The sequence below is a fragment of the Streptomyces pluripotens genome, from assembly GCF_000802245.2.
In the GTDB taxonomy this organism is placed as follows: Bacteria; Actinomycetota; Actinomycetes; order Streptomycetales; family Streptomycetaceae; genus Streptomyces; species Streptomyces pluripotens.
This window is the reverse complement of record NZ_CP021080.1, coordinates 7,305,061-7,323,986: the sequence shown is the minus strand read 5'-3', so window position 1 is coordinate 7,323,986 and position 18,926 is coordinate 7,305,061. Positions and strand designations below refer to the sequence as shown.

Here is an 18,926-nt window from a genome sequence, read left to right as displayed (position 1 = left end):
CGACGCCGTGGGGTGATTCAACCGCGACGTGGGACTGCTGTGCCCATTGATGCGTCCAGGCCACGCCCTCACTCGCGGGTGGTCGTCTCCCCCGCATCGGCCTCTTCCGTGTCCTTCTCGGGTTGCATGGCCGGGCGTACATCGCCGAAGAGGTTGATCGTGGTGATCCGGGGGCGCTGTCCGACACCGTTCAGCGCGATGATCGACACCAGCCCCCAGACGACGGCCACCAGGCCGGCCGCGGTGCCCCGGGCGGCCTGTCCGGTCCCAAACCACGTCATCGCAACGGTGCCCACCCCCCAAAGCATCCACGTCAGCCGCGCCGCGAAGGCTCGAACGACGGTGGAGAGCACCAGCGCCAGGATGCCGAGGCCGATCCACAGGGCGTGCGCCGCCCCGGGGGTGAGCGGCAGGCCAGCGGTATGGGCGTGAAGGAACCGGGTGACCGGTTCGTCGACGGTGCGCACCGCCAAGTGGGCGTGGTGGCCGAGGTCGAGAGCTCCGACGGCCTGGGCGAGGCCGACCCCGATGCCGTACAGGCCGGGTAAGACGATCGGGCTCAGGCAGATCCACATCCATGCAGGAGCCTCGCGCCACTTGCCGGACAGTACGGTGTGGAGTTCGTCGGCGCGGCGGTCGATCCACTGCGCGTCCATCACACGCAGCCACGGCTGCTTCTTGGCGGGTTCGGCGGCATGGTTCGGGGACAGGTTCGGTGCGCGAAGGTCGGCGGCGAGGTCGGCCAGGGCTGCGCGGGCGGTGCGCCGCAGAGCCGGGTCGTAGCCCACGACCGTGATCGAGAAGAACAGCATCGTCCAGGGGGCCGTGAGCAGCCACCACCACGGGCCCCAGGAAAGGCCGGCCTGCACGCTCGCCACCGCGCCTGCGGCGGCGAGGGCCGCGGTCAGGCAGCGCAGCGCGCGGGGGGCGAGCGTGGCATAGGTGATCGGCAGCGGTCGAGGCAGCGGTTCGCGGCGTGCCGCCGCGCGCAACCACGGCCACAAGCCCGCGATCAAGTGCCAGGGTTCGGCGACCAGGACGAGCCCGGACAGGGCGACCGGATCGGTGATCACGATCCAGCCGGGGGCGTGCGCGGCAAGGGCGACCAGGTGGAGCGAGGCGCCGGCGGCGGCGATCAGGCAGCCGAGCGTGCGGCCGAGCAGCGTCGTGGCGGCGTGCCAGCGCTCGCTGCGCCGCACCGTGATGTCGGTGGCGGCGGTGGAGGCCGCCAGGCCCATCTGGCCGGCCACTTCGGTACGCAGTGCGTGGCCCTGGTCGAGCAGGATGCGAGCGGTACGCAGGGCTTGGGCCGGGTCGGCCAGGAACGCCGCCTGGTCCAAGTCCGGCTCGGGCTGCTCCGGTTTAGGTGCGGTGTCCTCTTCCGTGGCGGGGCCAACCAGGCGGAGGACGGCGAGTTCTTCTTCCAGCTCCAGGCAGCGGCGTCGGGCGGTTGCGGCAAGTTTCTCCGCCTCGTTGCGGGCCTGGCGGGCTTCGGCGAGGTCCTGTTCGGTCTGCTTGAGCTGCTCGATGGCGCGGGCGAGCTTCTCTTGGGCCTGCTCGGCGTTCTCGCTCTCCGGCGAGACGGCGGCGAGCTGTTCGATCTGGACCCTCAGCTGGGCGTTGAGTGCGGTGAGCAGGACCACGAGTTCCTGGGCGGTGGCCAGGTCGTGTGCCAGGCGGTGGCTGTGGGCGTCGGCCTGGGCCAGGCGTCCGCGGCCCTCGGCGATGAACCGCGCGGCTGCCGGCGCTGCCCCAGAGGGCGGACGGCGTACGGCCAGGTCTCCGGCGGGCGGGTTGGTCGCCCGTTCCCACAGCCGGACCGCCCGGGTTTTCATCGCCTCGAGCTGGCCGGCCGGGGCGGTGGCCTCGACCAGTTTCAGCACCACGTCCATCGTCGGCACCGTGCCGGACAGGTGGTTGCCGATGCTGGAGCGGGACCAACTGAGTTCCTTGGCCAGGTCGTCGTAGGTCTTGCCGGACTTCTCGCGCAGTTCCCTGAGGAACTCGGCTAACGCCCGCGCCTGCGGCGTCTCCGCCCGGATCGGGGCCGGTTTGCGGCCCCGCTTTCCCCCACCCGCCATCCACGCCCCCAGCAGCGCCTTCGCTTTGTCCTGGACATACCCAGCAATGTCCAGAGTCGACCTGCGCGAACCCTCCGTGGGTGGTGTGGACAATTCCCGGCCGCCGCACGCTCAAGGTGTACCGCTCAACCCAACCGCCGTTACCGGGAGCTGACTTATGCGCACCGCCGCTACTGCGAGCCGCCGTTCCTCCGCCGTCCGCCACCCCGCCCGCGCCGTCCCCGATGCCCGCCACCGGCGCCCCAGGCACGGGGACATAGCCGTGGACACCACCACGGGCCTGCTCGTCGACCTTCGCCAGGCGCCGGACAGCGTCCGCGTTCTGCCGCGCGGGCGCGCTTCCGACCGCTACATCTGCCTGGCGTGCGGGCGGGCGCTGGAGCTGTGCGGGCCCCGCGACCACGCCGACTTCACCGCCCGCTTCCGTCACACCCGGCACGAGATCGACCGTTGCCCGGCCAGCCCCGAGCATCTGGCCCGTGTGCGGGCCGCCGTCGCCGACACCCAGGCGCTCGCCGAGCACCTCGTTGCCGCCGCGCCCGCAGTGCACATCCGGGTGGCGGTGACCGCCACCGCCGAACCGGAGGTGATGCCGGTGCTGGCGCTGCGGCTGGAGGCCCCCTCCGGCGCCGGCGTCATCCACCTCCCCCACGGCGAGCTGAGCGACCACCAGGTCGACCGGATCCTGGCCGACCGGGACACCGCGACGCGGCAGTGGGTCCTGTTCGACCGCCACGACGGCACCCATTACCGCCCGGCTGGCCAAGTCCGGGTCCGTACCCGCCGGCAGGACCAGCGCATCGACAAAATCAGCCCCGCCTCCGGCCAGCGGCGTTTGGCGCAGGCCCAGTTCGCCGTGGCCTGGCGCGACGGCGGTGGCACGCTGCTGCTGCCCTTCGGCGGCCACCCGATTACCTACCCGCCCCGGGCCGGAGAGGACTGGAGCGGATCGGCCGCCTCGTGGCAGCGGGACTGGAAGATCAGCCACCCCAGGCCCGCTGATGGCGCCGCCTGGTGGGGCCTGCTGCCCCTGCCCCTGCGCGCCCTGGCTGCCCCCGCCCTGCTGGGCGCCGCGGTCACCGCGATGGCCGACCTGGAAGCAGCGCAGTCCGGCCGCGAAGCATACCGGCGCGGCAAGGCCCGCGAACGCTACGCCCAGCAGCAGCCCCGGCTCGCCCCCGTCCGGCCGCAGCAACTCGCCCTCCCGCTTCCCGCCGACACCGCCCCCTCCCCCGGCAGCACCATTTCCGTCGCGGACCAGGCTCCCCATCTCGCCCCCCAGACCCGGGCAGCTGCCGGTCCGGCGCCTGGTCCCGAACCCGCCGCCCGGGAATTCCAACCGCGCCGGTGGCGGCGCTGGCGCAGGCTCCTGGCCCGGCTGCGCCACCGCTGAAGCGCCGAGCCAGCATCCCGGGCGCAGTAGCGAACCGGAGGTTGCCCGGGCGGAACACCGCACGATGTGGCCGAACTACCGTGCCAGTGCTTGCAGGCCGCTGGCCAGATCAGCCTGTGCCAGTTCTTCGCGCTCGTCCGGTGTGAGCCAGCGGGCGGATGACCCGGCAGCGGTTCGCTCCACCAACAGGGGTCTTCGAAGTTGAGCGGTGCGCTGGTTCGGCTTGCTGACACGGCGTCACGCTCCGTGTTGGGTCGGGCTGCTTGGCCCTGGACGCAAGATGCCCGTGGCCCTGCGTGATCATTTCTGTTCTCTACGCAGAACGATCATGCAGGAGCCACGGGCTTGCTCAACGATACGACGTTGCTGCTCGACCTCGACGGGGTGTCCGTCGTCCGGGTCGAGCGGCTGGCGGGCGGGATACGCCGGGTCCACCTGGCCACGGCCGATGACAGGGCCCGGGCGTGCCCGGCCTGCGGGGTGTTCGCCACCAGAGTGAAGGGCTCGGCGGTGACCCGGCCCCGCGATCTGCCGTACGGCGAGAGCGGACTGGAGTTCCGCTGGCACAAGCGCCGCTGGTGGTGCCGGGAGGCCGGCTGTCCGCGCCGGTCCTTCACCGAGCAGATCCCGCAGCTACCGGCCGGCGCACGGATCACCATGCGACTGCGCGGTGCCGCCGGACGGCGAATACGCGACGCCGCCTCCACCGTCATCCAGGCCGCCCGGGATCTGCGTCTGTCCTGGCCGACCGTGATGGACGCCTTCCGCGCCGTCGCAAACGAGGTCACCGACGCCCCGCTGCCCGAGGTGAAGGTGCTGGGCATCGACGAGACCCGGCGCGGACGGCCGCGCTGGGAACAGGACCCCGCCACGGGCAAGTGGATGCTGACGCGCGACCGGTGGCATACGGGGTTCGTCGACGCGCTCGGCACCGGCGGCCTGCTCGGACAGGTCGAGGGCCGCACCGTCGCCGATGTGCTCGCCTGGCTCACCGCCACCCCGCTGACCTGGAGAAAGAGCATCGAGTACGTGACCATCGACATGTCGGCCACCTACCGCGCCGCCGTCCGCACCGGTCTCCCGCAAGCCACCGTCGTGGTCGACCACTTCCACGTCGTCCAGCTCGCCAACAAGATGCTGTCCATGGTCCGGCGCCGCACCACCGCCGAGACGCGCGGCCGACGCGGGCGCGCCAGTGACCCGGAATGGAAAGCCAGGCGGCGCCTGCTGCGCAACCGCGAGGACCTCACCGACGAGCAGTTCGCCACGATGTGGAACACGCTGCTGGGCGAGGGGAGGATCGGCCAGACCCTGCTGACGGCATGGATCGCCAAGGAGAACCTGCGCAACCTCCTCGCCTTGGCGAGAACCGGCGCCGACCGTCACCAAGTCGGCCACGCCCGCTGGAAGTTCCTCACATGGTGCGCGGACTCCGACATCCCCGAGGTGCGGCAGCTCTCCGTCACCGTCGACCGCTGGTGGGCCGAGATCGCCGCATTCATCGACACCGGGCACAGCAACGCCAAGAGCGAAGGCATCAACCGCGTGATCAAGCTCGTCGCCCGCAACGCGTTCGGCCTTCGCAATGCCGACAACCAGCGGCTACGGACACGCTGCGTCACCACCCGCCGAGCCCGCGGACACCTCCGCACCGCTCAACTTTGAAGACCCACCAACAGCACGTCGTCGACGGCCTCGGCGACGGCGTGCAGGTGGCTGATCACCATGACAAGGCGGGTCGCTGCCGGCCCGGGTGCGCAGCACCTCGAGGGCCGAGTCCAGTGCGGTGGTGTCGAGGGCTGCGAAGCCCTTGACAAGGAACAGGGAGCCGAGAGCCGGCCGCTGCGGGAATGCAGTTCGGCAAGCGCCAGAGTGAACCGCCCCGGGTTCGGTAGAGATCTCAGATCGTGGTGATGACCTGGGGTTTCTTGAGTTCGGTGTAGTAGTTGGCTTCGTATTCGACGGGCGGGATGTGCCCTATCTCACCGTGGAGTCGGGTAAGGTCGGCCCGGGGCGCGGTACTGGCCTTTCGACCAGCCCGTTTCCCCGGACCGCCTTCCGAACCCGCCGTGCGCCTCGTCAACGCAACGGGCTCTCCACAAGCCCCAGTTCGGGCCCGCGTCCGGTCCTCATGCTATCGCCAGCGGCCAGGGGGACGGAATTCGTGATCCTCGGTAGCGGTAACGCGTAGTGCGCACCTTTGCCGGGTCAAATAGATCCCGTTCCTGCCCTCTGGGCCACCATTCGCCACCGCAGTAACGGCGACGCAGTTCCTTCCAGTTCATTCGGCGGTGCTTGCTACGAATCCATTTGATGACCCGACGCCATGCGTAGGCGCTCAGGTATTGGAAGGTAGCGCTAGACACCCCCGGCCGGAAGAACATGGTCCAACCTCGCAACACCGAGTTGAGTCGGCGTAGGAGTTCGTCCAATGGTTGGTTTGTGTTGACCTGTCGGCAGATCGTCTTGACCTTGGCCATGACGGCGTGAAGTGCCTTCTTGGCTGGGTAGGTGTAGACGTACCATCGGTCCGTGCCCTTCTTGCGATGGCGTTGGATGCGCCACCCCAGGAAGTCCACGCCCTCATTGATGTGGGTGATTAGGGTCTTCTCCTCTGACAGGTGCAGCCCCATTCTGCTGAGCACCTGTGCTGCCTCTTCCTTGAGGGTGTAGGCGTCTTCCTTCGTGCCAGTAACCGCAATCACCCAGTCGTCCGCGTACCGGCAGAGCCGGTAATTAGGCAGACCGCGGCGACGGCGCTTCGCTCGCTCGTTAGGTGTAGACGCTGGCCCTCCTGGCGCCTGGGCGAAGTGCTCGTCCAGGACGGCGAGGGCGACGTTGCTGAGCAACGGCGACAGGATCGAACCTTGCGGAGTACCGGATCTACTCTCCTTCAACGAGCCGTGTTCCGTGAGGATGCCCGCTTTCAGAAAGGCTTTCACCAGCACCAGGACGCGTCTGTCCCCGATCCGAAGGCGCACCCGGTCCATAAGGGCCGGATGGGCAATCTCGTCGAAGCAGGCCCGGATGTCACCCTCAACCACCCATTCGTAAGAGTGGGAAGTCAAGTGTCTTACCTCGGACACCGCGTCGTGGACCCGATAGTTGGGGCGGAATCCGTACGAGCACGGAAGAAAATCTGCCTCAAAGATTGGTTCCATCACCAGCTTCAGGGATGCTTGCACCACCCGATCGCGGATCGTACTGATTCCCAGGCGTCGACGCTTTGTCGACCCCGGTTTCGGAATCAGTCGCTCCCGTGCCGGAAGCGGCAGGAAACTGCGATCCTTCAGAGAGGAACGCAGCGCGCCGAGAAAACCCTCGACGCCCTGCTGCAGCGAAATGGACGCAGCCGTACGGCCGTCCACCCCAGCGGTTTTGGCTCCCCTGTTACTCCGAACCCGGTCCCATGCGACAAGCAAGAACGCGGGGTCGGTCACGAGGTTGTACAGGTCGTCAAACCGCCGATGAGGATCATCTACGGCCCAACGGTGCAGCTTGGTCTGGATCTCCAGTACCCGGCGCTCGGCCTTCATCAAGGCCCACTCCAGTTCGTCGGTATTCACCAACGCCCTCCCGGCATTCCAGTTCCCTCCCTGCTGACTTGCTGGCCCCCTTCGCCGTGTACGCGCCTTTCGCGCGCTCGGACTACTACGGGGCCTCCGCCCCACTCCACGGCCAACAGCCAGGGCTGTTGCAAAGTCTTTTGATCTTGCGTGGGAGCGCTGGTCAGGCAAGGCCGAGGAGGTCCAGTGGTCGGCGGAAGCCGTCGTAGGACATCTCGCGGAGTCCGGCCGCGATGTTCGCGTGGCCGGAGGCTCGCAGTGTGTTGATCGCGAAGCTGCGGAGGGTGGCCATGTTGTCCGGGCCGTGTCCGGTTCGGACCGTGGAGGCGTCCTCGGCGAAGGCGGTGTCTCGGACGAAGTGGAGACGGTTCTCGATGATCCACTGCGAGCGGACGATCTTCGCGATGCGCTCGGGGGAGGCTTCGCGGCTGGCCAGGTCCGTGATGACGTAGACCGTCTCGCGGCTGCGTTTGCCGGTCTTGCGCTGAGTGCGGTGCCGGACGATCTTCGCGACCTGGACCGCGTGGGGGAAGTCGACGCCGAGGTCGGTGATGGTCAGGGCCTGCACGACGCGGGTCTCCAGGCGTCCGTGGGCATCGGTGCGGTCGTAGAACTTCGCACTCGCCTTCTCCCAGGGCAGGGTGGCGAGTTGGCGGTGCAGGTTCTTCTGGTTGCGCTTCACGGTGAAGGCGTAGTGCGCCTTCTTCTCCTCGACGAGGAACCGGGCGTGATCGCGCTGGCAGTGCAGGGCATCCGCGGAGACCGTGACGCCGGTCAGGTCGTAGGGCGCCAGCAAGGCGTCAAAGCAGGTGATTTCGTTCGTCTTGCCGGGGACCCGCAGTTGGGTGACGGTCAGGCCGGCGCCGGTGATCGCGGCCAGCAGATGGGCGGCCGGGATCTCGCCGTGGCGCGAGCCGCGGGCGCTCTTGCCGTCCACCGCGAGGGTGTCCGCCCCGGCCGGATCGGATCCGAGCAGGTCGGCGAGCCCGCCGGGGCAGGCGGCGTTCAGGACGCGGCGGATGGTCGCCGCACTCGGCGCGATGCGCACGTTCAAGACCGTCGTGGCGCGGGCGCCGAGCCGGGCGAGCGTGTCCTGCGGGGCGCTCGCTGCCCACTGGCCGATCGCGGCGAAGGAACGGGCTCCGGTCAGCACCGCCGAGCAGGCCACCAGCAGCACGCTCACGAACGAGTGACGCTTCCCGCGCCGATGCCGGGGGTCGGCCAAGGTCCGCAGCCGCAGGGCCAGCGGTCCGATCAACCGGTGCTGACGGGTGGGCGACTTGATCAGACAGACGGTGGCAGACTGACGGCACATCGAAGCTCCGGGCGGTGCGGGCGACTTGATCGGTCACCGGCATCAACCGGAGCTTCGTTGCGTACGGACCGGGCCGACCGCGCATCGTCATACCGTCGCGACCTGCGCACTCACGTGATCACCGGGACTTTGAAACCGCCCTGGGCCAACAGCCGACAACGGGCCTGCCCATCACCGCACCGGATGTCCGGCGAGAGGGCGACCGGGAGTGGTTCCCACGTTCACTAGGAGTCGTTCGGCCAGGTCGGCGTCCAGCTCTATCCCGGCAGCATCGCCACGCCTACACCGCAGGTATTCAGCGTGGCCTCTGAGCCGTTTCACCGCGGGCGGCTTCAGAGTCGGCCCATCTCCTTGGAGGACGGGTCGCGTACTGCAACCCCGGCCCATATCCGCCAGGTTGGAGCCGGGAGGTACTGTTACGGGACTTCGGACGCTGATTCACTTTCGTTACGCCTTCTGGCCTTGCTAGCCGGACCCGAGCCGTCTGGCAGTGCCGACTCGTCCCGACGTTGTCGAGGCTGCTTCCCGCCCTCCTCAGCGTTCCCTGAGTTGGACTGCCTCCAGCTTCAACCGGGCCTCTACGGCGGTCCGGCGGTGGGGATTCGCACCCGCACACGATCTCCTAGCGCCTCGTGGCGCACGCGGTGGTTGTACCAGTCGATCCACTCGGCGGTGGCCAGCTCGACCTGGGAGAGCGTCTTCCAGGGGCGCTGGGGTTTGATCAGCTCGGTTTTGTACAGGCCGATCGTGGACTCCATCAGGGCGTTGTCGTACGCGTCACCGACGGATCCGATGCTCGCCGCGATGCCGGCGGCGTCCAGGTGCTCGGCGAGGCGGAAGCTCGTGTACTGCGACCCGGCGTCCGAATGGTGTACCAACTCGCCTGGCTGTATGGGGTGTTGGTCCCGGTCGCGCTGCCAGATCGCCATCTCCAGGGCGTCCAGCACGAACACCGTCTCCTTCACCGTGGCGGCCGACCAGCCCACGATCCGGCGCGAGAAGGTGTCCACGACGAACGCGACATAGACGACGCCGGCGAAGGTCTTCACGTGCGTGAAGTCGGCTACCCAGCAGCGGTTCGGGGCGCCGGCGACGAACTCGCGGTCGACAAGGTCGGGGGCCCGCTCGGCCTGCCCGCCGGGGATCGTGGTGATGACGCGTTTGCCGCGCACCGCGCCCTGGATGCCGAGCTCGCGCATCAGGCGCTCGACGGTGCAGCGGGCCACCGCATGCCCCTGCCGGTTCAGCTCGCGCCAGATCTTCCTCGCTCCGTAGACACGGTAGTTGGACGTGTAGACCTCGTGGATCCTCTCCTTGAGCTCCTCGTCACGCACGGAACGGGCAGAGGGGGTTTCGAGGCGTTTCTTATGGGCGTAGTACGTGGAAGGGGCGATCTGGCAGTCGTGTGCGGTGAGCGTTCTGCAGATCGGCTCGACCCCGCCGAAGCGGTCCCGGTGCTCGTCGATGAACGCTACGAGCGCGTGTGTGGCCGGTCGAGCTCGGCCGCGAAGAAACTCGCCGCGGCCTTCAGGATCTCGTTCGCCCGCTTCAGCTCAGCGTTCTCCTTCTTCAACGCCTTGAGCTGGGCGGACTCCTCCGTCGTCGTCCCTGGACGCTGCCCCGCGTCGATCTCGTACTGCTTCACCCAGTTCCGCAGCGTCTCGCGGGAACCAATGTCGAGCTTGTCCGCCACCGCCTGCAGGGCGGCCGTCTCGTTCGGGTAGTCGCCGCGCACTTCGGCAACCATGCGCACCGCGCGACGGCGCAGCTCAAGCGGGTAACGGGAGGGTCGTGCCATGACTCAATCCTTTCACGGAATCGAGTCTCTACCTGACACGGGGCGGTTCAGGCCAGAACACTGTCAACTCAGTGATCAACAACGTATTTGTCACAGGCGATGTCCTTGCGGACCGTCTCGACGTCGCCGGCAGGACGGACGGATCGCAGCAGCTTGGCGGCCAGGTCCGCGGACAGCTGGGTCGGGGCGCCTCCGGGCAGCAGATCACGCAGCAGCGCGTGGAGCTGGTTGACCGTACGGACCCGGGCCTGGGCCAGGTTGACCCGTCGTTCGTCCAGGGGGGCCAGCGCGGTGGTGTGATCCTCGGGTTCGACGTCGCGTCCGTCTCCCTGCAGACAGGCCACGGTGGCTGCGGCCGCGGCGTCGATCTGGTCGTTCTTGCGCCGCCCGCCCCGGGAGAGCTCACGCACTCGGCTGGTCGCTGCGGCAGGCACGTCGACGACGCTCTCGCCTCGGGCGATGAGCCACTGGGCGAGATGCCGGCCCTGCCCGTTGGCGTTCTCCACCGCCCACTTCCGCTGCGGCCACCGCTTGGCCCAGGCAAGCAGTCGCCGGTAATCCGTCAGGCTCGCCTCGATCCGCATCGTCCCGACCTGCTGGTTTGATTCCGGCTCGACGGCGGTGGCGGTGTGGGTGGACTTATGAGGGTCGACACCGAGCAATATCACGGGACAGTGTTCCTCACGGTCGGACGACAGGGCATCCACGGCCGACACGCCGACTTCCGGAACCAACTGGCCGGGACACGCCTCTGTTGAGTCAGACCGCGAACGGACACCGGACCGGCGACATACCCCGGGAGAGCCAGCCCCTGAGGGCGGCAGACGGTTCACGAGTCACCCGGCACGGTGTCCTACGGCACGCTACGAGCGGCCAACCCGACCGCGTCCCGCTACCCCCATACAAGTCGGCGGTTCACTCTGAGCGTCAACACGAGCCGCCGACGCCTCAGCCGTCGGCGGCGAGGCGGCCCAGCCATTCCCTCAGCAGGTGTTGTTCCGCGCTGCTGAGGGTCGTCTGTTCGGGCAGCGCTGCGCGCAAGGCGCGGGCGGCGCCCGCCGGCCCCGCGTCCTGCACGGACGGCCGTTGACTGGTCACGGCGGCGACCATGGACTCCCGCAGAGTGGTCAATAGGGCCGGGTTGCGCTGGTGCTCCGGCAGGGACAGCCAGGTGAGCACTGCGCCGCGCGCTGTGGCATGGATGACCTGGGCCGCGAGTTCCTCGTCGACGCGGAGCCAACCGCTGGCGGCGAGGCGCCGGATACGGCTCATCAAGATCTCCATACCGGCCTTGAAGGCGGCCGAGGTGGTCCTGGAGGGCTCGCTGTACATCAGTGTGTACAGCGCGGGATTGGCCAGGCCGAACTCAACCGCGACGTCCCAGCCGGCTCTCAGATCCTCGACGGGGTCCCGCGGGTCGGGGTCGACGTGCTTGGTGGCGAGAAATGCGGTGAAGCCGTGCTCGGCCACCGCGTCGAGCAGCCCGTCCTTGTCGCCGAACAGCCGGTAGATGGCCGGCGGCTGCAGGCCCGCCGCTTCCGCGACCGCGCGGGTGGTGACCGCGTCGCGACCCCCTCGCGTCAGCAGGTCGATGGCGGCCTCGATGACCCGCTGTCGGGCCTGTTCGCGACTGATGGCCGCAGCGTCGGAAGCACTGCTCCCGCTAAGTGGACGTGGCGACATGGACCAACGATACCTCTTGTACGATTCCGCCGTTAGTATCGATGGTACGCATATAGTGATTCCACTGGAAACTGGATGCAGGGGAGCTTTGCATGTCTGACCGATTGCGGATCGTCGCATTGGAAGAGCACGTCGTCCTGCCCGCGATCATGGAGGCGTGGTCGCGGTCCGGGGTGCCGGAACTACCGAACCTGGGGTTCGGCGACGGCCCCGTCGCCCAGCGACTACGCGACACCGCGGATATGAGGCTTGCGCACATGGACGACCAGGGAGTCGACGTGGCGGTACTGTCGATCTCGTCACCGGGCGTACAGAACCTGCCTGACTCGGATGCGGTCGCCGTGGCGCGCGACACCAACGACCAGCTCGCGGCGATTGTGGCCGACAACCCCGACCGATTCCAGGCGTTCGCCGCGATCCCGACACAGTCGCCGTCGGCCGCGTCCGCGGAGCTGGAGCGGGCGGTCACCGAGCTGGGCTTCCCGGGCGCCATGCTCTACGGGCGTACCGGATCCAAGCTCGCCGACGACCCCGAGTACGACGAGCTGTACGCCGCTGCGGAGCGGCTGCAGGTCCCTCTCCACTTCCATCCGCAGATGCCTGTGCAGGCGGTGATGGACGCCTACTACTCCAACATCGGCCCCATCGGGACCGCGTTGGCAGGGCCTGCGATCGGCTGGTACTACGACCTGGGCGTGCAGTACCTGCGGATGATCTTCTCCGGTGTCTTCGACCGATACCCCGATCTCCAGGTGATCGCCGGCCATTGGGGAGAGGTCGTGCTCTTCTATCTCGACCACACCGGGTTCTTCGCCGATGCCGGTGGCCTCGCCCGCCCGCTCGCCGACTACTTCAAGCAGAACTTCTGGGTCGCCGGCAGCGGCACCGTCAGCTCCCGCTACCTCCGCTGGACAGCCGAAGTCGTGGGGACCGAACGGATGCTGTACTCCACCGACTACCCCTTCACCTATGGATTCCGCCCTGGTGGCTTCCCCTACGTGGACACCAGCGCCGGCGTCGCCCGGTCCTTCCTGGAGGACGCCCCCTTCACCGACGAGCAGAAGGCCGACATCGCGCACCGCAACTGGGAGCGCCTCACGCCCCGCGCCACAAACCCCACCCGACGACCTGGGCAAGGCCTGCCACACGCCTGACCAAGCCTTGCCATCACGAGGATCGCCGCACCCGACGGCGGAAATGGCGTTTCGTACGACTCTCGGACCAGGTTGCGGCGAGCATCCACCAACGCTGCGCGGTCGAGGGTCGTGTCCCTCGTCGTGGTGTAGGGGATCAACTGACCGTTGTGTTGGTGGTGTTGGGTAGTGCGGGGGCGCTTTCGGGGAGTTCTCGGTAGAGCTCGTCCATGCTGCCTTCGGGTAGGTAGCGGCGAGGGAAGGCGACCCATTCGTCGTGCGTCTCGCAGAGCACGGCGGTGACCAGCCGCAGCAGGGCGTCGTCGTTGGGGAAGACCTGGACGACGTCGGTGCGGCGTTTGATCTCGCGGTTGATCCGTTCCAGCGGGTTCGTGGACTGGATCTTCTTCCAGTGCCGGGGCGGGAAGTCCGCGAACGCGGTCAGGTCCTCCTTCGCGTCCAGCAGCATGGCTTTGACCTTGGGGAACTGGGTGCCGAGCATGTCGGCGACGGTGTCCAGCTGGGTGCGCACGAGCTCCGCGCTGGGCTGGGTGAAGATGGTGCGGATCGTCGCGGCGACCATCTCGCCGGAGTCCCGGTCGATCACGCTGAAGACGTTGCGCAGGAAGTAGAGGGCCTGGTCGATGCGGCGTCGGCGTTCCAGCAGGCTGGGGAAGAAGCTGCCGGTACGGACCTTGGGGATCGCCAGGTCCAGGTCGCCGGCGAGCGTGGTGAGCACCTTCTCGCGGTGCCCGTTGCGGATGTTGGTCCGCGTCGGCGTGTGCTCGTTCCACTCGGCGCCGATGTGGGCACTCGCTTCGGCCTCGATCAGCTCCTGCACCATCCGCTCGGCGATGGCGCGGATCAGCTCGATTCCGTCGGTCGAGCGTAGTGACTCCAGTAGCCGTATCAGCTCAGACTGGGACAGGGCCATCGTGTACTCCTCGTGGTTGAACTGGCTGTTCACCAAGGAGAGTTACGCGGTAGCCCGCCTCCTGTTCAGGGAGCGGTACTCACCCGTGGAAGTGCGCCCCGGGCAGACGCCCGCGCACTCCCAGCCGCTGATCCCGAACACCACGACGAGGGACACGATCCCGTCGAGGAGACTGCCGTCTGCGCCCGCCGGTCGGGAGAGGGTGACGTTCGCGGTGGGTGTGGAGGCGCTGCGGGTAATCCCTCAAGGTCGGCAGATATATATCGGAGCTCGATATATGCTCGACTCATGACACGGCAGAACCCGTCCTTGACGGAACCGCAATACTTCACCCTTGCTGCGCTCATGGACGGTCCGTTGCACGGGTACGGCATCATCAAGGCTGTCGAGCAGACCACCGACGGGCGACTCCGGATCGCTGTCGGCACTCTCTATGGCGCACTGGAGCGGTTGGAGCGGGCAGGACTGGTGGCTGCCGACCATGAGGAGATCGTGGACGGGCGGGCGCGGCGCTACTACCGGCTCACCGAGGACGGCACCGCGACGCTCAGCCGGGAGGCACTGCGGATGCAGCAGGCGGCGGCCGTCGTCATCGGACGCTCGCGGGATGTCGGAGCAGCCCCGGCATGAACCGTTTGCTGCTTGCGGCCTATCCCGAGCCCTACCGTTCCCGGCAGGGAGAGGAGTTGCTGGCCTGCCTGGCCGAGGCCTATCCCGGCCGCTCCTGGCCCCCGCCGCGAGAAGTTGTCGCCTTGGCTCGTGCCGGGGTGCAGGCCCGCGCCCGCGCCGTCGTCGACGACACGGCCCGGCCGTGGTGGCTGGACGGCATCCATCTGACCGCTCTCGTCCTCGCCGCGCTGGCGCTGGTGCCGTACCTGCAGGATGTGTGGCACTGGGCACTGCACATCGATCCCGGCCGACATGCCATCGCCTTCCACTTCTCTGGCTGGTACCCGTGGGCGCAAGGTCCCGGCACGCGGACACGGCTCTTGCCCTACGGGCTGCTTCCGCTGATCTGCCTGATCGCCCTGCTGCGCGCTAAGCCATGGATCGCGCTGCCCGCCGCAGCAACGATGATCTACGCCGGTGCCACGTTCAACAACAACACGTTCTTCGGCGACGAGGGCAAGATGGGCCTGGGCTACTACGGACTGGGCGCCCCGATAACCGCCCGTGACCTGGTGCTGTCGGGGGCACTGTGCACCGCATGCGCGGTGCTGGCGGTCTGCCGTCCTGGCCGGCTGCGGCGCCACTCGCACCGCTGGCTGATCCCCGTCGCGCTCGCCATGTTCGTGACCGGGGGCCTGCACATCATCTCCATCAGCCCGGCCTTCCAACGCGGCCTGTTCGCCCTCGAAGTCACCGCGCTGATCGCCGCGTGGATGGCGACGGCCGCCACCGGGGATTACCGGTGGCTGATCCCCATCGCAGCGGTCGCGCTCATCCGCACGCAGACGATCGTCATCCAGCCGAACAGCTCTATCCAGTCCCTGCCGGACCTGGTCGTCTTCCTCCTCCTGATCGCGCCCCTCCCGGTCCTGGCGATCGCCGCCCAGCGCCGACAGAGCCGGGCCCTCCTCAAATAGGCGCGGATCCCCGACGGCCGGCCGAGCCTGCCCGCCCACCGCGTGCCAGGGGAGGCACGTGAACGAGCTGCCGCTGCTAGGTACAGACCGACAGGGAGAAACGATGTCCCAGCAAGATCCCTCGACCCTGTCCACACCCCCGGACCCCTCCGGCCAGGCCCGGGAGCCACGCCCGAACCCAGACCCGCGCGGACGACACGGCCACGGATCTCAGCTCCGCTGTACCTCCTGGGGTTCCTGGCGGTGTGCCTGATCGCGGTCGGCAACCCGTTCGGGCAGCGGGAAGAGAATTCCCTCTTCTCGGCTGCCGTCGGCGCCAAACCGGCATGGATCCACGACTGGTCGGGGGCGGCCTACGGTTCATCGCGTATGCCACCGCTGGACCAGAGCGCCACACCGACCCTGATCGTGGGTATGGCGGTCATCATGGCTGCCACCCTGGCCCGAAGGGGCTGGTGGCAAGGCTTCGCGGCAGCCGGAGTCGTCATGGTCACGGTCGCAGGCAGGCAAGCAAGCAAGATGTTCCTGCCCCGCCCCGACCTGATCGGCGCGCCTGTCAACCGCGTCGACCCGAGCTTCCCCAGCGGGCACGTGGGCACCGCCGCCGCGCTTCCCCTCGGCCTCGGCCTCGTCGCTTCTCCTCGCATCCGCCCCTACGTCATAGTGACCGGCATGCTGTGGTTCGCCGTCACCACTGGCGCCGTCCTGGCCACCTGCCAGCATCGCCCCAGCGATGTGCTGGGTGCCACCCCTGCTGGCCTGCGCCTGTTACAGCCTCGCGGCCCGGTTACTGCCACCGGCGGCCGACGCACCAGGCACCGTACGGACCGCTCGTGCACTGCCGACCATTGCCCTGGCCCTGGCAGCGGTCGGCGCGCTCGTCGCCGGCACGCGGGACGACTCCATCACGCACACGCTGGTCTACGCGGTGACGGCCTTCCTATGCGCGGCCCTGTTCTGGTTCACCGCAGCGGACGGGCCCGCACACACCGTACGCCGCACACGCCCTCTCCAGGCCAGCCGCACGGCGCGCGATCCACGCGGCAGTGCAGGCATTCCGGATGCTGAGCGTGTTCCGGATCACGTACGGTTTCGGGCCGTGGCGGCCACAGCGCTCACCACGGGCCGCCAGCGGTCCAGTCCCGGTACGCGCAGACCGACGACCTTGCCCGCATCATCGGCGCGGCGGCGGGCCAACGCCGCGGCGATGTCAGGGTCGGTTTTGAAGGCGGCCGCTTGCCGCGGTACATGGCCCTGCCGTGGCAGGCCAGGGTCCGGGTACTCTCCGGCGAGAGCGTGAGGTCCGGGTCAGGCGCCGCGAGGTAGCGCTTGGCTGGGATGTGGAGGGTGACGCGGTGGGCGACCCGCTGCCCGAGCAGGGTGGCGACGGCCGCGGCGGCGTGTTCGCCGTGGGCGGCCTCGTCACCCGGCTGCAGGCGGTGCCCGATGTCGTGGACGAGCCCGGCGACCTGGAGTTCCTCATCGTCCGGGTGGCGCGGCCAGGACAGCGGCGACCTGGAGGCCGTGGTCGAGGATGTCCACCGGATCGCCGCTACGGTCCCGGGTGTCCCAGGCATCCTTGCAGTCGGCCAGCAGGGACATGAGCCCGTCGACGGACTCGAGGGGCATGGGGCGATTCAGGTTCACGCCGCCAGGCTGCCGCATCCGGCCGAACGGCCGGTGTACGGAGGCCGTCTTCGCAGGGGTCGGGACGTCTGACCCGCCGGTCGGCGTCGGCCAGGTCCGTGTTTCGATCACCCGTCTGGTCACCCTCGACCTCAAGTGATCAATCCGGCAGAGCTCCTGAACGATACTGTCCTGCCTGCTTCACGGTCCTGATCACGGGTGCCGTCTCGACGTGCGCAACGGCCGGCAGCGCGGCCACCCGGGTGGTCAGGTACCGGTACAGCTCCCGCTGGTTCGCACACACCACGCTCGCGTACAGGTTGGTAGGCCCGGTCGTGGCGGCGGCGAACGCGATCTCCGGATGCTCGGCCAATGCCTGGCCGACCTCTACCAGATGCGCGGGAGCGACCGAGAGCCAGAGCAGGGTTCGGCTGCCCATGTCGAACATGCGCCAGTCGACGTCGAGGTCCAGGTACAGCACTCCTCGTTCGCGCAACTCAGTCATCCGGCGTCGGACCGTCGTCGCCGACCAACCGATCACCGCAGCCAACTGTTCGAATCCGGTCCGGCCGTCGGTGGCGAGCGTCGCGATCAGTCGGCGGTCACCGTCGTCGAGCCGCACCGGTCCTGGCCGGTGTGACATCGGGGACGGGCGCAGCCGCTCGATCGCCTCCTCGTCCAGCGATCCGAGCTTGCCGATCAGGTTGTCCGGGCCTCCGTAGAAGGCATGCATCACCGAATGCGCGGTCACCCCCTCCACGCGGGGAGTACGGGGGAGCTTGGCCAGCAGCAACTCCTCGCTGTCGGCCTCACTCTCGGCGCGGACCACGCAGGTGATCTCGGTGCCGCCGGAGCTGAGGCTGACCCAGGAGGTGTCGGGACGTCTGGCCAGCGCTTCGGCGACCGGGACCGACGCGGTGGGTGCGCATCGCACCCGCAGGAACCACAGCATCCCGCCCCACGCGGTCGGGTCGATGCCGCCGAGCACCCGCACCGCCCCGGTTGACCGTAGCCGGGCGTACCGGCGGGCGATGGTGCGATCCGACACGCCGAGAACCTCGGCGATGGTGCTGAACGGGGCCCGGCCGTCGATCTGCAGGGCGTGCACGAGTCGACGATCCAGCTCATCGGAGTCAGATTCCACCGATGCGAAGCTAATCAATGTCGGATGCCAACGCAACTCACCCGGTTTCTGGCTCTGGTGGCGCGGCAGGTGGACCGTTGCTCCGGTCCTGACCGGCACAACCAGAGGAGAAACCATGGACACCGACGTCCTCATCGTCGGCGCGGGCCCGACCGGAATGACACTGGCCAACGAGCTGCTGGTGGCGGGGGTGTCGACCGTGCTGGCCGACAAGCTCCCGCAGCGCAGCGAGTTGTCCAAGGCAGGTGGCATGCAGTCCCGCACACTGGAGGCACTCGACCAACGCGGGCTGCTGGAACCGTTGCTGGCCACCGGGGACTACCCGGTCACCGACGGCCACTTCGCCGGCATACCGCTCCCGGCGCACCTTGCTCGGCACCGCTTGCCGTGGCGGTCCGTGCCGCAAGTGGCGATCGAGGGGTTCTTCGAAGAGCACCTCGCTGCACAAGGCATCCACGTCCGACGAGACCACGAATTGGTCGCCCTTGCCCAGGACGCGGACACGGTCACCGCGACCTTCGCCCACGGCGACACCCTCCGCCGCACGTATCGACCAAGCAGCAGAGTGCCGAGCGGCAGGTCTCACCGCATCAGCAACTGTCCCTTTTCATCCGTACGAGGCTGGGGACGTTCACGTGTACGCCGACACCAAGTCCCGCGCATATTC

The 18,926-nt window shown here is 68.5% G+C and carries 13 protein-coding genes and 3 pseudogenes; 6 read left to right on the top strand and 10 right to left on the bottom strand.

The window, feature by feature from the left end; translation table 11 throughout:
- Positions 1-68 precede the first annotated feature (68 nt).
- The gene (locus LK06_RS32360) at positions 69-2,081 is read right to left on the bottom strand and encodes a helix-turn-helix domain-containing protein (protein WP_052318859.1); all 2,013 of its coding nucleotides are present in this window, start codon (positions 2,079-2,081) and stop codon (positions 69-71) included.
- Between the two features lie 157 nt (positions 2,082-2,238).
- Between LK06_RS32360 and LK06_RS32355 the strand changes: the two genes are divergently transcribed.
- A complete protein-coding gene (locus LK06_RS32355; protein WP_159025249.1) occupies positions 2,239-3,474 on the top strand; it encodes a hypothetical protein in 1,236 nt (411 codons plus the stop codon).
- Positions 3,475-3,819: 345 nt separating this feature from the next.
- On the top strand, positions 3,820-5,139 hold the full coding sequence (locus LK06_RS32350; protein ID WP_043432648.1) for an ISL3 family transposase: 1,320 nt from the start codon (positions 3,820-3,822) through the stop codon (positions 5,137-5,139).
- A gap of 464 nt (positions 5,140-5,603) precedes the next feature.
- Here the strand turns inward: LK06_RS32350 and ltrA are convergent, their stop codons facing one another.
- The 5 genes from ltrA to LK06_RS32320 form a co-directional block, all read right to left on the bottom strand.
- Entirely contained in the window at positions 5,604-7,040 is a 1,437-nt protein-coding gene (gene ltrA, locus LK06_RS32340; protein ID WP_086082975.1) for a group II intron reverse transcriptase/maturase, read from the bottom strand.
- Between the two features lie 163 nt (positions 7,041-7,203).
- On the bottom strand, positions 7,204-8,355 hold the full coding sequence (locus LK06_RS32335; RefSeq protein ID WP_234367286.1) for an ISAs1 family transposase: 1,152 nt from the start codon (positions 8,353-8,355) through the stop codon (positions 7,204-7,206).
- 578 nt (positions 8,356-8,933) lie between these two features.
- A protein-coding gene (locus LK06_RS32330; protein WP_411572763.1) for an IS3 family transposase occupies positions 8,934-10,153 on the bottom strand; the annotation gives its coding sequence in 2 pieces (ribosomal slippage) (positions 8,934-9,871 and positions 9,871-10,153; 1,221 coding nt in all).
- Between the two features lie 68 nt (positions 10,154-10,221).
- The gene (locus tag LK06_RS32325; RefSeq protein WP_174673966.1) at positions 10,222-10,821 is read right to left on the bottom strand and encodes an IS110 family transposase; all 600 of its coding nucleotides are present in this window, start codon (positions 10,819-10,821) and stop codon (positions 10,222-10,224) included.
- A gap of 280 nt (positions 10,822-11,101) precedes the next feature.
- Entirely contained in the window at positions 11,102-11,836 is a 735-nt protein-coding gene (locus tag LK06_RS32320) for a TetR/AcrR family transcriptional regulator (protein WP_052318817.1), read from the bottom strand.
- Positions 11,837-11,928: 92 nt separating this feature from the next.
- On the opposite strand from LK06_RS32320, the gene LK06_RS32315 reads away from it, so the two are divergent.
- On the top strand, positions 11,929-12,990 hold the full coding sequence (locus LK06_RS32315) for an amidohydrolase family protein (RefSeq protein ID WP_043409872.1): 1,062 nt from the start codon (positions 11,929-11,931) through the stop codon (positions 12,988-12,990).
- 136 nt (positions 12,991-13,126) lie between these two features.
- On the opposite strand, the pseudogene LK06_RS35435 reads toward LK06_RS32315, so the two are convergent.
- Together LK06_RS35435 and LK06_RS35430 are read right to left on the bottom strand one after the other, a co-directional pair.
- Positions 13,127-13,588, bottom strand: a pseudogene (locus LK06_RS35435) (transposase); the annotation flags it as partial.
- A gap of 9 nt (positions 13,589-13,597) precedes the next feature.
- Positions 13,598-13,903, bottom strand: a pseudogene (locus LK06_RS35430) (transposase); the annotation flags it as partial.
- Positions 13,904-14,191: 288 nt separating this feature from the next.
- Here LK06_RS35430 and LK06_RS32300 point away from each other — a divergent pair.
- Both LK06_RS32300 and LK06_RS32295 read left to right on the top strand, forming a co-directional pair.
- The gene (locus LK06_RS32300) at positions 14,192-14,533 is read left to right on the top strand and encodes a PadR family transcriptional regulator (RefSeq protein WP_043409876.1); all 342 of its coding nucleotides are present in this window, start codon (positions 14,192-14,194) and stop codon (positions 14,531-14,533) included.
- Complete coding sequence (locus LK06_RS32295; RefSeq protein ID WP_043431958.1) at positions 14,530-15,489, top strand: hypothetical protein; 960 nt, start codon at positions 14,530-14,532, stop codon at positions 15,487-15,489. The genes LK06_RS32300 and LK06_RS32295 overlap by 4 nt, the downstream gene beginning before the upstream one ends.
- A gap of 1,479 nt (positions 15,490-16,968) precedes the next feature.
- Here the strand turns inward: LK06_RS32295 and LK06_RS34810 are convergent.
- Both LK06_RS34810 and LK06_RS32280 read right to left on the bottom strand, forming a co-directional pair.
- The gene (locus LK06_RS34810) at positions 16,969-17,118 is read right to left on the bottom strand and encodes a hypothetical protein (protein ID WP_245081028.1); all 150 of its coding nucleotides are present in this window, start codon (positions 17,116-17,118) and stop codon (positions 16,969-16,971) included.
- A 157-nt stretch (positions 17,119-17,275) separates the two neighbouring features.
- Positions 17,276-18,259: an Lrp/AsnC family transcriptional regulator gene (locus LK06_RS32280; RefSeq protein ID WP_043431956.1), complete on the bottom strand. Its 984-nt coding sequence runs from the start codon at positions 18,257-18,259 to the stop codon at positions 17,276-17,278.
- On the opposite strand from LK06_RS32280, the pseudogene LK06_RS35140 reads away from it, so the two are divergent.
- A pseudogene (locus LK06_RS35140) lies at positions 18,147-18,776 on the top strand (FAD-dependent monooxygenase); the annotation flags it as partial. The gene LK06_RS32280 and the pseudogene LK06_RS35140 overlap by 113 nt on opposite strands.
- Positions 18,777-18,926: the final 150 nt, after the last annotated feature.